Origin of the sequence: Streptomyces halobius (assembly GCF_023277745.1) — a bacterium.
Taxonomy (GTDB): Bacteria; Actinomycetota; Actinomycetes; order Streptomycetales; family Streptomycetaceae; genus Streptomyces; species Streptomyces halobius.
Window position 1 is genome coordinate 5,041,822 of record NZ_CP086322.1, and the last position, 12,081, is coordinate 5,053,902.

Here is a 12,081-nt window from a genome sequence, read left to right on the forward strand (position 1 = left end):
AATGAGCAGGCCGCTTCCGGGGCGCTTTGTTCCATCCGGATCCGGCCGCGTTCGCACACACCCCGTGCGCCGTATCGGATACCGGGTGAGCCGCAATACGGCCACCGGCGGACCCCGGGGGCCGGACAGACGGAGGAGCAGCACGTGACCGTGGAAGGCACTGCCCAGCGGAATACCACCCGCGCCGGCAGCAAGCGCACCACCGCCAAGAAGGCGTCGCCGGCCAAGAAGGCGGCCCAGGCCAAGGCCAAGAACACCGGCCACACGGACCAGGCGGAGCAGGACCAGCTCGTACAACTGCTGACCCCGGAAGGGAAGCGGGTCGAGCACCCGGACTACGCGATCGACCTCGCCCCCGAAGAGCTGCGCGGTCTCTACCGGGACATGGTGCTGACGCGGAAGTTCGACGCCGAGGCGACCACCCTCCAGCGCCAGGGCGAGCTGGGCCTGTGGGCCTCGCTGCTGGGCCAGGAAGCCGCCCAGATCGGCTCCGGCCGCGCGCTGCGCGACGACGACTATGTCTTCCCGACCTACCGTGAGCACGGTGTGGCCTGGTGTCGCGGCGTCGACCCGGCGAACCTGCTGGGCATGTTCCGCGGGGTCAACAACGGGGGCTGGGACCCCAACAGCAATAACTTCCACCTCTACACCATCGTCATCGGTTCGCAGACGCTGCACGCGACCGGATATGCGATGGGCGTGCAGAAAGACGGCACGGATTCCGCGGTCATCGCCTATTTCGGTGACGGAGCCTCCAGTCAGGGCGATGTCGCGGAAGCCTTCACCTTCTCCGCGGTCTACAACGCCCCGGTCGTGTTCTTCTGTCAGAACAATCAGTGGGCGATTTCCGAGCCCACCGAAAGGCAGACGCGGGTGCCGCTCTACCAGCGCGCCCGTGGCTTCGGCTTTCCCGGCGTACGGGTCGACGGCAATGACGTCCTGGCCTGTCTGGCGGTGACCAAGGCCGCGCTGGAGCGGGCGCGTACCGGCCAGGGGCCCATGCTCATCGAGGCGTTCACCTACCGCATGGGCGCGCACACCACCTCCGACGACCCGACGCGGTACCGGGCCGACGAGGAGAGGCTGGCCTGGGAGGCGAAGGACCCGATCCGGCGGCTGCGGACGTATCTGGAGGCCGAGGGCATCGTCGACGACGCCTACCTCGCCGCCATCGACGAGGAGAGCGAGGCCCTGGGCAAGCGGGTCCGTGACGCCGTCCGGGCGATGCCCGATCCGGATGTCATGGCGATCTTCGAGAATGTCTATGCCGACGGGCATGCGCTCGTCGATGAGGAGCGCGCGCAGTTCGCCGCGTACCAGGCGTCGTTCGCCGACGCGGATGCCGTCGCGGAGGGGAACTGACCATGGCCGTCTTCGAGAAGATCACCATCGCCAAGGCGATCAACGAATCGCTGCGGACCTCCATGGAGGCCGACCCCAAGGTCGTCGTCATGGGCGAGGACGTCGGCAAGCTCGGCGGCGTCTTCCGCGTCACCGACGGCCTGCAGAAGGACTTCGGCGAGGACCGGGTGATCGACACCCCGCTCGCCGAGTCCGGCATCATCGGCACCGCGATCGGCCTGGCCCTGCGCGGCTACCGCCCGGTCGCCGAGATCCAGTTCGACGGTTTCGTCTTCCCCGCCTACGACCAGATCGTCACCCAGCTCGCGAAGATGCACGCGCGGGCGCTGGGCAAGGTCAAGGTGCCGGTCGTCATCCGCATCCCGTACGCGGGCGGCATCGGTGCGGTCGAGCACCACTCCGAGTCCCCCGAGGCGCTGTTCGCGCATGTCGCGGGCCTCAAGATCGTCTCGCCCGCGAACGCGTCGGACGCCTACTGGATGCTCCAGCAGGCCATCGCGGGCGATGACCCGGTCATCTTCTTCGAGCCCAAGCGCCGCTACCACGACAAGTCGCGCCTGGACACCGAGGCGATCCCGGACCCGCTGCACAAGGCCCGGGTCACCCAGGCCGGTTCGGATCTCACGCTCGCTGCCTACGGGCCGATGGTGAAGGTCTGCACGGACGTCGCGAAGGTCGCGGCGGAGGAGGGCAAGTCGATCGAGGTGCTGGACCTGCGCTCGATCTCGCCCATCGACTTCGACACGATCCAGTCCTCGGTCCAGAAGACCGGCCGACTGGTCGTGGTCCACGAGGCCCCGGTCTTCTTCGGCAGCGGCGCGGAGATCGCCGCCCGCATCACCGAGCGCTGCTTCTACCACCTGGAGGCCCCGGTCCTGCGGGTCGGCGGCTTCCACGCCCCGTATCCGCCGTCCCGGCTGGAGGACGAGTACCTTCCGGGACTGGACCGGGTGCTCGACGCCGTCGACCGTGCGCTGGCGTACTGAGGGTTAGAGGAGAGTCGTGACCATGACTGCAGGAACCGCCGGCGCCGCGAACACACAGCGCTTCCGCGAGTTCAAGATGCCGGATGTGGGCGAGGGCCTCACCGAGGGCGAGATCCTCAAGTGGTACGTCCAGCCGGGCGACACCGTCACCGACGGCCAGGTCGTCTGTGAGGTCGAAACGGCCAAGGCCGCCGTCGAACTGCCCATTCCGTACGACGGGGTGGTGCATGAGCTGCGCTTCGGCGAGGGCGAGACCGTGGATGTCGGCACCGTGATCATCACGGTGGACACCGACCCCGGTGCCGGGCCCGTCCAGGAGCAGCCCCCGGCGCCGCCGACGGCCGAGACCGGGCCCGCCGCGTCGGCCGAGGAGGACGCGGAGCCGCAGGGCCGGCAGGCGGTGCTTGTCGGCTACGGCGCCGCCCCGTCCTCGACCAGGCGCCGTGCACGCAAGCCGCAGCCCGAGGTGCCGACGCAGCCGGAGCCGGTACGCGGCGGGCCGCAGGCGGAGCTGAACGGGCACACGGCGGGCGCGTCGGCCGCTCCGGCGCCGGTGGCCACCCCGTCCGGTGGGCGGCCGCTGGCCAAGCCGCCGGTGCGCAAGCTCGCCAAGGACCTCGGCATCGATCTGGCGACGGTCGCGCCGACCGGGCCGGACGGCACCATCACCCGCGAGGACGTGCACGCGGCCGCCGCACCGGCTCCGGCGCCGTCCGTTGCCGCGCCGGTCGCCGAGGCGGCCGCCCCGGCCGAGGGGCCCACCTTCGACACCGCCGCCCGCGAGCGCCGGGTACCGGTCAAGGGCGTACGGAAGGCCACCGCTCAGGCGATGGTCTCCAGCGCCTTCACCGCGCCGCATGTCACGGAGTTCATCACCGTCGATGTGACCCGCACGATGAAGCTCGTCCAGCAGCTGAAGCAGGACCCGGACATGGCCGGTCTGCGGGTGAACCCCCTCCTCCTGGTCGCCAAAGCCTTCCTGGTCGCCATCAAGCGCCACCCGGAGGTCAACGCGGCCTGGGACGAGGCGCGGCAGGAGATCGTCCACAAGGACTATGTGAACCTCGGGATCGCGGCGGCCACCCCGCGCGGGCTGATCGTCCCGAACATCAAGGACGCGGGTGTCAAGACCCTCCCGCAACTGGCTCAGGAGCTGGGCGAGTTGGTGTCCACCGCCCGCGAGGGCAAGACCTCTCCGGCGGCGATGTCCGGCGGTACGGTCACCATCACCAATGTCGGCGTCTTCGGCGTCGACACCGGCACCCCGATCCTCAACCCCGGGGAGTCGGCGATCCTCGCCTTCGGCGCGGTCAAGCTCCAGCCGTGGGTCCACAAGGGCAAGGTCAAGCCGCGCCAGGTCACCACGCTGGCGCTGTCCTTCGACCACCGCTTGGTCGACGGCGAACTGGGCTCCAAGGTCCTCGCGGATATCGCGGCGGTGCTGGAGCGCCCGAAGCGGCTGATCACCTGGGGCTGAGCCGGCCCGGCCACGGCATAGGGCAGCAGGGGCGGTGTTTCACGTGAAACAGTTTCACGTGAAACACCGCCCCTGATCGTTGTCCGTCAGATGACGACGGGCGATCGCCCCGGTCCCGCCCCCGCTCCCCGGTTCCCGGAGGCGATCAGCCCCGGATGAGCTCCACCGCACGGCTGAAGTGCGCCACCGGTCCGGTCGGGCCGGACTCGTCGGCGTGCGCGGCGCCACGGGTCAGCGTTGCGGCGGCCCACAGCGCGGCGACGATCAATGCCACCACGACCGCGTTCCGTGTACGACGGCCGGCGTTCGTCCTGGGCTGCATGGTCAACTCCCCTTGGATTGCGGAGCCTCCCGGCCCCTGCCTCCATTCACCCATGGGATGCGCCCCGGATCCGTACGCGTCAGGTACGGACTCTCGTCAGACTTGAGTCTGACGCGTCATACCCCTCCGGTCAGATGCAGTGCGCGCCCGCCCGCGCACGCCGTTTCTCCGAGGCATGGGCTTCACGGAGCGCGCGCGGCGGGTGGACGCCGGACGGCCAGGTGCTGATCGCCTTGGAGCGCCCCACCCCGAAGACCGTGTCATGGCTGCATATGCGCGAGGGTCGGCTGCTGAGCGTGCGGACCCCCGGGGCAATGACATGTTCTCCCCACCCGGCGGCAAGAGGCGCGTACCCGCCGCCCGTCCACAGCGGAGCCGGCGGGCCGTCCACGCAGAGCGGGCGACAGGCCCGTCCACACAGAGCGGACGGGCCGCCGCAAACCGACCGAACGGGGAGCAAGAGCAGCTCTACCAGGACAAACGCCCTATTGACCGTCCGCATCGCGGGACGGAATGCCAACGCATACCTGTTGTATCTATGCTGTGCACATGTCGCCCGTACCCGCTCCCGCCCACCCCGCGCCTGCCAAACAGCCCCCCGCCGCCGAGCGGGTCTACGCCCATGTCAAGGACGCCGTCCTGGACCGCCGCTACGAGGGCGGAATGCTGCTCACCGAGGGGGAGCTGGCGGAGACCGTGGGCGTCTCGCGGACACCGGTGCGGGAGGCGCTGCTGCGCCTGGAGGTCGAGGGGCTGATCAAGCTCTACCCGAAGAAGGGCGCACTGGTGCTGCCGGTCTCCGCGCAGGAGATCGCCGATGTCGTCGAGACCCGGCTGCTGGTGGAGAAGCACGCGGCGGCCAAGGCGGTCCCCGCGAGCGAGGCGTTGCTCGACGAGCTCACCGAGCTGCTGGACACCATGCGGGAGCAGGCCGCGTCCGGCGACCTGGCCGCCGTCTCCGTCGCGGACCGGGCCTTCCACGCCGCCATCGTCCGCAGCACCGGCAACCAGATCCTGGACCGGCTCTACGAGCAGCTGCGCGACCGGCAGCTGCGCATGGGCGTCGCCGTCATGCATGCGCACCCCGACCGGATCGCCAAGAACATCACCGAGCACGGGGAGATCCTTGAGGCGCTGCGGGCCGGTGACGCGGACGCGGCGACCGAATCCGTGCACCGGCACGTCAGCTGGGTGCGCAACCTGGCCCAGGGGGACGTGCGGTGAGCGAGCGCAGCATGGGGGTCCCCTCGGCCGGAGTCCCCCGGCTACCGCTGGGGGACTCCGGCCGAGGGGACCCCAGGGGGACAGTCATGGAGAGGTACGCGCCTCGCGCACGCGGTGCCTCGCGTAGCGAGGTGTCGGCATGAGCGGAGGCGGAACCACGGGTGGGTCCGCTCGGCTGCTGCCCTCGGATCCGCCCGGTGGCCGCAGGGCCATGGCCGTCTGGGGCATCGGCGTCGCGGTCTACTTCGTCGCGATCACCTACCGTACGAGCCTGGGTGTGGCCGGCCTGGACGCCGCCGAGCGGTTCCACATCAACGCCTCGGAGCTGTCCACCTTCTCGATCCTCCAGCTGCTCGTGTACGCGGGCATGCAGATACCCGTGGGCCTGCTGGTCGACCGGCTGGGGGCCAAGAAGGTGCTGACCCTCGGGGCCGTGCTCTACACCCTCGGCCAGTTCGGCTTCGCGCTCTCGGAGACGTATGCCATGGCGCTCGGCTCCCGCGCGCTGCTCGGTTGCGGTGACGCGATGACGTTCATCAGCGTGCTGCGGCTGGGCTCACGCTGGTTCCCGGCCCGTCGCGGCCCGTTGATCGCCCAGATCGCCGCGCTCGTCGGGATGGCGGGCAACCTGATCTCCACCCTCGTCCTCGCCCGGCTGCTGCATTCCCTCGGCTGGACCCCGACCTTCGCCGGCAGCGCGGTCGGCGGCATCGTCGTCCTGGCCGTGCTGCTGGTCTTCCTCAAGGACCACCCCAAGGGCTTTGAACCGCCGCCCGCGCCCGCCCGGCACACCGGTGCCGCGTTCGTCCGCCGCCAGATCGCGGACGCCTGGCGCGAGCCCGGCACCCGGCTGGGTATGTGGGTGCACTTCACCACCCAGTTCCCCGCGATGGTCTTCCTGCTGCTGTGGGGCCTGCCGTTCCTCGTCGAGGCGCAGGGCCTGTCCCGTGGCGCCGCCGGTGACCTGCTCACCCTCGTGGTGCTCGCCAACATGGCCATCGGCCTGATCTACGGCCAGGTCATCGCCCGCCACCACGCGGCCCGTACGCCGCTGGCGCTCGGCACCGTCGCGGCCACCGCCCTGATGTGGGCGCTCACCCTGGCCTGGCCGGCCGATCACGCGCCCGTGGCGCTGCTGACCGCACTCTGTGCGGTGATGGGGGCCTGCGGTCCCGCCTCGATGATCGGCTTTGACTTCGCCCGGCCCGCGAACCCGCCGGAGCGCCAGGGCACCGCCTCCGGCATCGTCAACATGGGCGGCTTCACGGCGTCGATGACGACCCTGCTCGCTGTCGGCGTGCTGCTGGACGCCACCGGTGACAACTACCGGATCGCGTTCGCCTCGGTCTTCGTCCTGGAGGCGCTCGGCGTCTCGCAGATCCTGCGGCTGCGCCGTAGCGCGGCGCGACGCGAGCGGGAACGGATGGTCGTGAGCCGGGTCGAGGCCGTCCACGTTCCTGTGTGACGACGGACCGGCCCCTTATGCCGCCGTCGTCGCCGTACGGGCCGGTCCCCTGTGGCGCGTCGGCCGCGCGGTGCCCAGGAGGCTTTCCGGTGGTGCCCCGGACCTTCCGGTCGTCCTCCAAGGCGCTGTATCCGGCGCCCAGTTGGCGAGGACGCCGGCAGTGGCGTTGTTTCACCTGAAACGGTCCACCGCGTTTCACGTGAAACGGCCCACCGCGCGGTCGGCCATGGCGCTGATGGCGTCCCGCATGGCACTCCGCCTCCCGGTTCTCCCTACGGCGTGACGGCGAAGTTGTCCAGGATCCGCCCGGCCAGCTCGCGATCGCCCTCGATCTTGACCTGGTCGGCGACGGCCGCCAGGCGGCACCGGCCGCAGGCCAGCCGCATGAAGGTCTCCCAGTCCAGGGCCAGCGTCACGGTCGGGCCGAGCGAGACACTGCCGTTGATCGTGCCCTTCCCCTCGGCGTCCACCCGGACCGTCCGCATGAACTCCACCGGGCCGCTGACATCGAAGACCACCACGGAGTCCGCGGGCGCCTGGGCCCGCTCGGCGACGACGCCGGGCAGCACCTTCATCAACAGATCGCGCGTCACATGCGCGCCGGGGGAGTCGAGGTTGCCGGGCTTGCCGAGCGCCCGCCGCAGGTCCTGCTCATGCACCCAGACGTCGAACGCCCGCTGCTGCAGAACGAATTCCAGCGTCCGGTCCTCGTCGAGCGGACTGCGCACCACGGCGTCCGGTCGACGGGACTCGTTACGCAGCTGCCGGGAACGGCGGATGACGGTGTATTCCAGCTCGCTGAGCATCTCCGGCGCGGTGTGGTGACGCCGGACGTCCACCTGCACCTCCATGCGGCGGGCGGACTCGGTGCGCACATGGTAGAGATCGCGCGGCAGGGTGTGGATCGGACGCGGGTCGCCGAGCATCTCGCATTCCAGGCCGATGACATGCGAGATGATGTCGCGGACGGACCACCCCGGGAGGTCCGTCGCCCTGTTCCACTCGCCCTCGACGAGTGGCGTCACCAGCTCGGCTATCGCTTCTATGGAGTGCGTCCAGGCATCGATGGAGGACTGAAGGCTGGGATGGACGGTCACGGGACCCCTCGGACGGTTCGTACGCGGGCATGCTGTCTGTGCAGTTAAGTTACGCTGCGCACGGGCACCCCGGCAGTGCTTTTGGGGGACCATCGTAGGTGGATGTTTGACTGACGGCCCGGTTCGAATGCTTAGGCGGTGGTACTGTGCGCGCCTCACTGATCCAGATGGGTGTGGATCCGGCGGAATCGGTCAATTCCCGGCGTGAAAGGGCGGCTTCGCTCGTCCGCGCACGGGCGGCCAGCGACCTCGTCGTCCTCCCCGAGCTGTGGCCGGTCGGCGCGTTCGCCGCCGATCTCTTCGACGCCGAGGCGGAGCCGCTGACGGGGCCGACGCATGCGGCGATGTCGGCGGCCGCGCGGGACGCCGGGGTCTGGCTGCACGCCGGATCCATCGTCGAGCGGGCCGCGGACGGCACCCTCTACAACACCTCGCTGGTCTTCTCCCCCGACGGCCAACTCGTCGCGTCCTACCGCAAGATCCACCGCTTCGGCTTCGACCAGGGTGAGGCCGTGCTGCTGGGCGCCGGTGACCGCGCGGTCACGGTCGCCTTGCCGCAGACCACGCTGGGCCTGGCCACCTGCTACGACCTCCGCTTCCCGGAACTCTTCCGGCAGCTGGCGGCGGACGGCGCCCAGATGCTGGTCGTGCCCGCCGGATGGCCGGCCCGCCGCCGTGCGCACTGGTCGCTGCTGGCCCGCGCCCGCGCCGTGGAGAACCAGACGTATGTGCTGGCCTGCGGCACCGCGGGTACCCATGCCGACGTCGAACAGGCCGGCCACAGCGTCGTCGTCGACCCCTGGGGCGAGGTGCTCGCCGAGGCCGGGCCGGACGAAGAGGTGCTGACCGTGGACCTCGATCCGTCCGAGGTCGCCAAGACCCGCGCCGACTTCCCCGTCCTCCGCGACCGCGTGCTGGGCCTCGACCGCCCCTGACGCCCGTAACCGGGGCTCGGGCCCGGGCCCTCATCGGAGCCCCTGTGGAATGTGCGGGCACCTGAGTGACGTTGAATGTCCACATGGCTTCTCGTGCGCGCGTCCGGGCCCCCGAGCTGATCGGCAAGGGCGGCTGGCTGAACACCGGCAATAACGATCTGACCCTCTCCGATCTGCGAGGACGCATTGTCATCCTCGATTTCTGGAAGTCCTGCACACTGTGAGGAACTTCCGGGAGGGGACGTGCACCACCACACGTTTGCTGATCTCTACCTCCGACTGTCGCTAGACAGGGACGGGAAGACAGCGATCGAGCGCCAACAACACGACTGTGAGGAGTAGGCCAGGAGGAACGGCCTGTCGATACGACAGGTGCACATCGACCGTGGACGGTCCGGATACAAGCACGTCACCCGCAAGGGGTTCGACGCCGCCAAGGCCGCCTTGGCTGCGGGCGTGGTCGGAACGTTGATCGTCTGGAAGCTGGACCGCCTGTCGCGCAAGGGCATGGGAGAGATCGGGCTACTGCTGGACCAGCTCGACAAGGCGGGCGGCCGGCTGATCTCCGTCGTGGACGGCTTGGACTCCAGCAAGCCGAACGCCCGCCTGATCATGGCCACACTGTCGGAGCTGGCGCGTGCGGAGTCCAAGACACTCGGCGAACGCGTCGGGCATGCGAAGCAGTACCTCCGGGGCCAAGGCCGATGGATCGGCGGACAACCCCGTACGGGTTGATGATCGACCCGGAGACAGGACAGCTCACACCTGATCCTGAGACAGGCGTCTACGCGCGACTCATCGCGGACGAAGCCCTGGCGGGTGTGCCGCTCGTCAAGGTCGCCCGACTGTTGAACGAATACGAGATCCCCGGGCCCCGTGGCGGACTCTGGCAGGTCAACACGCTCTCCCAGTTGCTCCAGCAAGACGTACGCGCGCTAGGTGTGATCCTATTTTTTTGAGCGGTGCTTGCTCGCTGACCAGGGGGCATGTTCCGAAACGTGGTCGAGAACGACCTCGTGAAGGGGACAGTAACGCCCCCGAGCGCCCTGTGAATGGCCTGGCAGTCACGCCACGTTGTCGAGTAGGGCGCGCACTTCGGGCACGTCCTTGAACGCTTCCAGCCGTGCGAGCACGACTCGTACCCGCTCCGATGTCCGCTCGCTGGCCACGTCGGCGGACAGCGTGATGACTCGCTCCGCTGTAGACGCCGCTTCCTCCGGCTCATTGGCGTCTGCGAGAGCGACGGCAAGCCAAGACAAGTAGAGCGCGAGTTCCCGCGTGTGCGTCGCGTCATACCGGCTGAGTACGTCCCGCAGCAACGGCACGGCCCGAAGCGGTCGGCGTAGCTCGGTGTAGACGCGGGATTCCATGACCTGTAGCTCCCCGGCATCCACCCAATACAGGTAGGCAGGTTCTTCCTCCCCGTCGTGCTGGGCGAGCGCTTCGCTTGCTTCCCCGAGTGCGCGCATGGCGGGCTGAGCCTCCCCAGTCTGCGTGTGGGCCCACGCCACGCGATCGAGGTACAGGGCGCGCGCCCGTGGCGGGGCTTCGCTGGCGTTTACCAGTGCTGCCCGAGCCATGGTGAGCCCTTCCTTCACATCCCCTGTGTTTGTCCGCTGGTAGGCCAGGGAGCCGAGTAGATGGCCCGCCAGTGTCGCGTCACGGGCCTTGTCCGCTGCCGACAGGCCTAGGCGGTAGATCCGCTCTGCCTCCATGTGCTGCCCGGCGTCACTCGCAATCCATCCCGCAATTTGCGCCAACTCGACAATTTGGATGAGGAGTTGACGGCCTACGTCCTCAGTGTGTGTGGCTTCCCGGTAGATACGTACGGCCGACCGGAGTTCCCGTAGTGCGGGGCGCATGAGGTCGCCCCCGGCTAGTACGTCATCGGCGAGTCGAAGGCCGTGGGCACGCTTCTGTAGATCGTCCGCCGTGCCGGCTCCGATGCGTCGCCCCGTACGGGCGCTGAGAGGGGCCAGCGGGTCTTCCTCGGGCAGGAAGTCGGCGAGCGTCGGCAACGGGGTCTCAGTGGGCGCCTGTGGTGCCGTGAGCGCTTCTGCGGAAACACCGAGGGCGGCAGCGAGGAAAGGAAGCCACTCACGCGGCGTGCGCTTCCCGGTCTCCCACCGGCTGACTTCCTGGCGGCCGACGGGTTCGCCCTGGAGGCCAGCGACCCGGCAGACCTCCCGCGCCAGGCGTGCCTGGCTCCACCCGCGCTGTTCGCGCAGATGTCGGATGTTGGCCCCGATCGTCCCGGTCATGGGTCAAGTCTGGCCGACAGTTGGCCTACACGGGGCCGCTAGTCGTAGATGCGCTCCGGGCGGAGGCTGCCGACATGACAGAGCCGACGAGATTCCTCACGGCGCCGGTAGAGCTGCCGTTACGGAGGGACCTGGAGCCCGTGCCCGTGGACGGCTGCGATGTGTGTGGCGCGCTGGCCAGGGAGCGGGAAGCTGCATGGCTCGCCGGAGACGGCTCGAAGGTCTCTGACTGCAATGTGGAGATCAGGAAACACCCGCACGCCAAGCGGCGGCGCCCGTGATCTTGGAAGGGGACATTGGCAAGCGCGTCCAGGACTCTGCTGGACGCGTGGGCATCCTGCGCGACGTAATCCTGGACTACGTAGACCCCGCCGACCCGCCCCAGGAGCGCCGCAAGCGGCCTACGGCCTTCCTGTGGCCCGAAGGTGGGGGCGCTGAGTGGCTGGTCTCACCGGACACCGTGAGACCGGCCTAGACAGTCCCCGGCCGGACAAGCCCTGAGCGCGGGCAGACGTGCCCAATCTGAGCTGACGGGCTCAGGCTCTCGCCCCAATCCGCCCCTTAACTGGGGTGCTGCCCTAGGCAGTGAGGAAAGCCGCTTCGGACCTAGGGCAGCCGAAGCACCCAAGCACCCGCCCCGGTTGGTGGAAACCCTGGACAGGTCGAGCAACCGGGGCGGGCCATTGAATCCACACCAGGGAGGAAACGCACATGAATGATGTACGCGAATTACTCACCCCTGCTGCGTTCGGGGGAGTCGTCGCAACAGTCCTCGACAACAACCCCGGCATGGACGAGCCTATGGCCGCTCGGATCGTGACGGAAGCGCTCAAGTTCGTGGACGCTGCTGCGAAGTTCCCCACGATGAAGATCGCCCCATCGCAGGTGGTGGACGAGGGCTGACACGCGCTGATCCTGCACACAGGGCCGTACGCCAAGCTGTGTGAAGGGC

At 69.2% G+C, this 12,081-nt stretch carries 14 protein-coding genes; 11 read left to right on the forward strand and 3 right to left on the reverse strand.

All coding sequences use genetic code 11. From position 1 onward, the window contains the following. The first annotated feature begins 144 nt into the window (after positions 1 to 144). From pdhA to K9S39_RS22900, 3 genes are read left to right on the forward strand one after another with little or no spacing between them, the layout of a single operon-like run. Positions 145 to 1,362: a pyruvate dehydrogenase (acetyl-transferring) E1 component subunit alpha gene (gene pdhA, locus K9S39_RS22890; RefSeq protein WP_248865213.1), complete on the forward strand. Its 1,218-nt coding sequence runs from the start codon at positions 145 to 147 to the stop codon at positions 1,360 to 1,362. Between the two features lie 2 nt (positions 1,363 to 1,364). Next, on the forward strand, positions 1,365 to 2,348 hold the full coding sequence (locus K9S39_RS22895; protein WP_248865214.1) for an alpha-ketoacid dehydrogenase subunit beta: 984 nt from the start codon (positions 1,365 to 1,367) through the stop codon (positions 2,346 to 2,348). 22 nt (positions 2,349 to 2,370) lie between these two features. Beyond that, positions 2,371 to 3,825 carry a dihydrolipoamide acetyltransferase family protein gene (locus K9S39_RS22900; RefSeq protein ID WP_248865215.1) on the forward strand — a complete coding sequence of 485 codons (1,455 nt, stop codon included), beginning with the start codon at positions 2,371 to 2,373 and terminating at the stop codon, positions 3,823 to 3,825. A 145-nt stretch (positions 3,826 to 3,970) separates the two neighbouring features. Here K9S39_RS22900 and K9S39_RS22905 read toward each other — a convergent pair whose 3' ends face one another. Next, on the reverse strand, positions 3,971 to 4,147 hold the full coding sequence (locus K9S39_RS22905; RefSeq protein WP_248865216.1) for a hypothetical protein: 177 nt from the start codon (positions 4,145 to 4,147) through the stop codon (positions 3,971 to 3,973). Between the two features lie 549 nt (positions 4,148 to 4,696). Here K9S39_RS22905 and K9S39_RS22910 point away from each other — a divergent pair. Together K9S39_RS22910 and K9S39_RS22915 are read left to right on the forward strand one after the other, a co-directional pair. Next, on the forward strand, positions 4,697 to 5,371 hold the full coding sequence (locus K9S39_RS22910; RefSeq protein ID WP_248865217.1) for a GntR family transcriptional regulator: 675 nt from the start codon (positions 4,697 to 4,699) through the stop codon (positions 5,369 to 5,371). Positions 5,372 to 5,510: 139 nt separating this feature from the next. Next, positions 5,511 to 6,836 carry an MFS transporter gene (locus tag K9S39_RS22915; RefSeq protein WP_248865218.1) on the forward strand — a complete coding sequence of 442 codons (1,326 nt, stop codon included), beginning with the start codon at positions 5,511 to 5,513 and terminating at the stop codon, positions 6,834 to 6,836. 272 nt (positions 6,837 to 7,108) lie between these two features. On the opposite strand, the gene K9S39_RS22920 is transcribed toward K9S39_RS22915, so the two are convergent. Then, the gene (locus K9S39_RS22920) at positions 7,109 to 7,933 is read right to left on the reverse strand and encodes a maleylpyruvate isomerase family mycothiol-dependent enzyme (RefSeq protein WP_248865219.1); all 825 of its coding nucleotides are present in this window, start codon (positions 7,931 to 7,933) and stop codon (positions 7,109 to 7,111) included. A gap of 146 nt (positions 7,934 to 8,079) precedes the next feature. Between K9S39_RS22920 and K9S39_RS22925 the strand changes: the two genes are divergently transcribed. The 4 genes from K9S39_RS22925 to K9S39_RS22940 all read left to right on the forward strand — a co-directional run bounded on the left by K9S39_RS22925 (position 8,080) and on the right by K9S39_RS22940 (position 9,827). Next, on the forward strand, positions 8,080 to 8,868 hold the full coding sequence (locus K9S39_RS22925; protein WP_248865220.1) for a carbon-nitrogen family hydrolase: 789 nt from the start codon (positions 8,080 to 8,082) through the stop codon (positions 8,866 to 8,868). 83 nt (positions 8,869 to 8,951) lie between these two features. After that, the gene (locus K9S39_RS22930) at positions 8,952 to 9,092 is read left to right on the forward strand and encodes a thioredoxin domain-containing protein (RefSeq protein ID WP_248865221.1); all 141 of its coding nucleotides are present in this window, start codon (positions 8,952 to 8,954) and stop codon (positions 9,090 to 9,092) included. 133 nt (positions 9,093 to 9,225) lie between these two features. Further along, complete coding sequence (locus K9S39_RS22935) at positions 9,226 to 9,603, forward strand: recombinase family protein (protein WP_319949646.1); 378 nt, start codon at positions 9,226 to 9,228, stop codon at positions 9,601 to 9,603. Beyond that, the gene (locus K9S39_RS22940) at positions 9,603 to 9,827 is read left to right on the forward strand and encodes a recombinase family protein (RefSeq protein WP_248865223.1); all 225 of its coding nucleotides are present in this window, start codon (positions 9,603 to 9,605) and stop codon (positions 9,825 to 9,827) included. The genes K9S39_RS22935 and K9S39_RS22940 overlap by 1 nt, the downstream gene beginning before the upstream one ends. A 105-nt stretch (positions 9,828 to 9,932) precedes the next feature. Here the strand turns inward: K9S39_RS22940 and K9S39_RS22945 are convergent, their stop codons facing one another. Beyond that, complete coding sequence (locus K9S39_RS22945; RefSeq protein WP_248865224.1) at positions 9,933 to 11,129, reverse strand: helix-turn-helix domain-containing protein; 1,197 nt, start codon at positions 11,127 to 11,129, stop codon at positions 9,933 to 9,935. Between the two features lie 74 nt (positions 11,130 to 11,203). Between K9S39_RS22945 and K9S39_RS22950 the strand changes: the two genes are divergently transcribed. Both K9S39_RS22950 and K9S39_RS42460 read left to right on the forward strand, forming a co-directional pair. Beyond that, entirely contained in the window at positions 11,204 to 11,410 is a 207-nt protein-coding gene (locus K9S39_RS22950) for a hypothetical protein (RefSeq protein ID WP_248865225.1), read from the forward strand. Positions 11,411 to 11,840: 430 nt separating this feature from the next. Further along, positions 11,841 to 12,032: a hypothetical protein gene (locus tag K9S39_RS42460; protein ID WP_319949574.1), complete on the forward strand. Its 192-nt coding sequence runs from the start codon at positions 11,841 to 11,843 to the stop codon at positions 12,030 to 12,032. The last annotated feature ends 49 nt before the right edge of the window (positions 12,033 to 12,081 follow it).

What these genes read in the sequence shown, in the direction of transcription:
- K9S39_RS22895 (WP_248865214.1), top strand. Translation starts at nt 1,365, where the DNA reads ATGGCCGTCTTCGAGAAGATCACCATCGCCAAGGCGATCAACGAATCG.
- K9S39_RS22900 (WP_248865215.1), top strand. Translation starts at nt 2,371, where the DNA reads ATGACTGCAGGAACCGCCGGCGCCGCGAACACACAGCGCTTCCGCGAG.
- K9S39_RS22905 (WP_248865216.1), bottom strand. Translation starts at nt 4,147, where the DNA reads ATGCAGCCCAGGACGAACGCCGGCCGTCGTACACGGAACGCGGTCGTG.
- K9S39_RS22910 (WP_248865217.1), top strand. Translation starts at nt 4,697, where the DNA reads ATGTCGCCCGTACCCGCTCCCGCCCACCCCGCGCCTGCCAAACAGCCC.
- K9S39_RS22915 (WP_248865218.1), top strand. Translation starts at nt 5,511, where the DNA reads ATGAGCGGAGGCGGAACCACGGGTGGGTCCGCTCGGCTGCTGCCCTCG.
- K9S39_RS22930 (WP_248865221.1), top strand. Translation starts at nt 8,952, where the DNA reads ATGGCTTCTCGTGCGCGCGTCCGGGCCCCCGAGCTGATCGGCAAGGGC.
- K9S39_RS22940 (WP_248865223.1), top strand. Translation starts at nt 9,603, where the DNA reads ATGATCGACCCGGAGACAGGACAGCTCACACCTGATCCTGAGACAGGC.
- K9S39_RS22945 (WP_248865224.1), bottom strand. Translation starts at nt 11,129, where the DNA reads ATGACCGGGACGATCGGGGCCAACATCCGACATCTGCGCGAACAGCGC.
- K9S39_RS22950 (WP_248865225.1), top strand. Translation starts at nt 11,204, where the DNA reads ATGACAGAGCCGACGAGATTCCTCACGGCGCCGGTAGAGCTGCCGTTA.
- K9S39_RS42460 (WP_319949574.1), top strand. Translation starts at nt 11,841, where the DNA reads ATGAATGATGTACGCGAATTACTCACCCCTGCTGCGTTCGGGGGAGTC.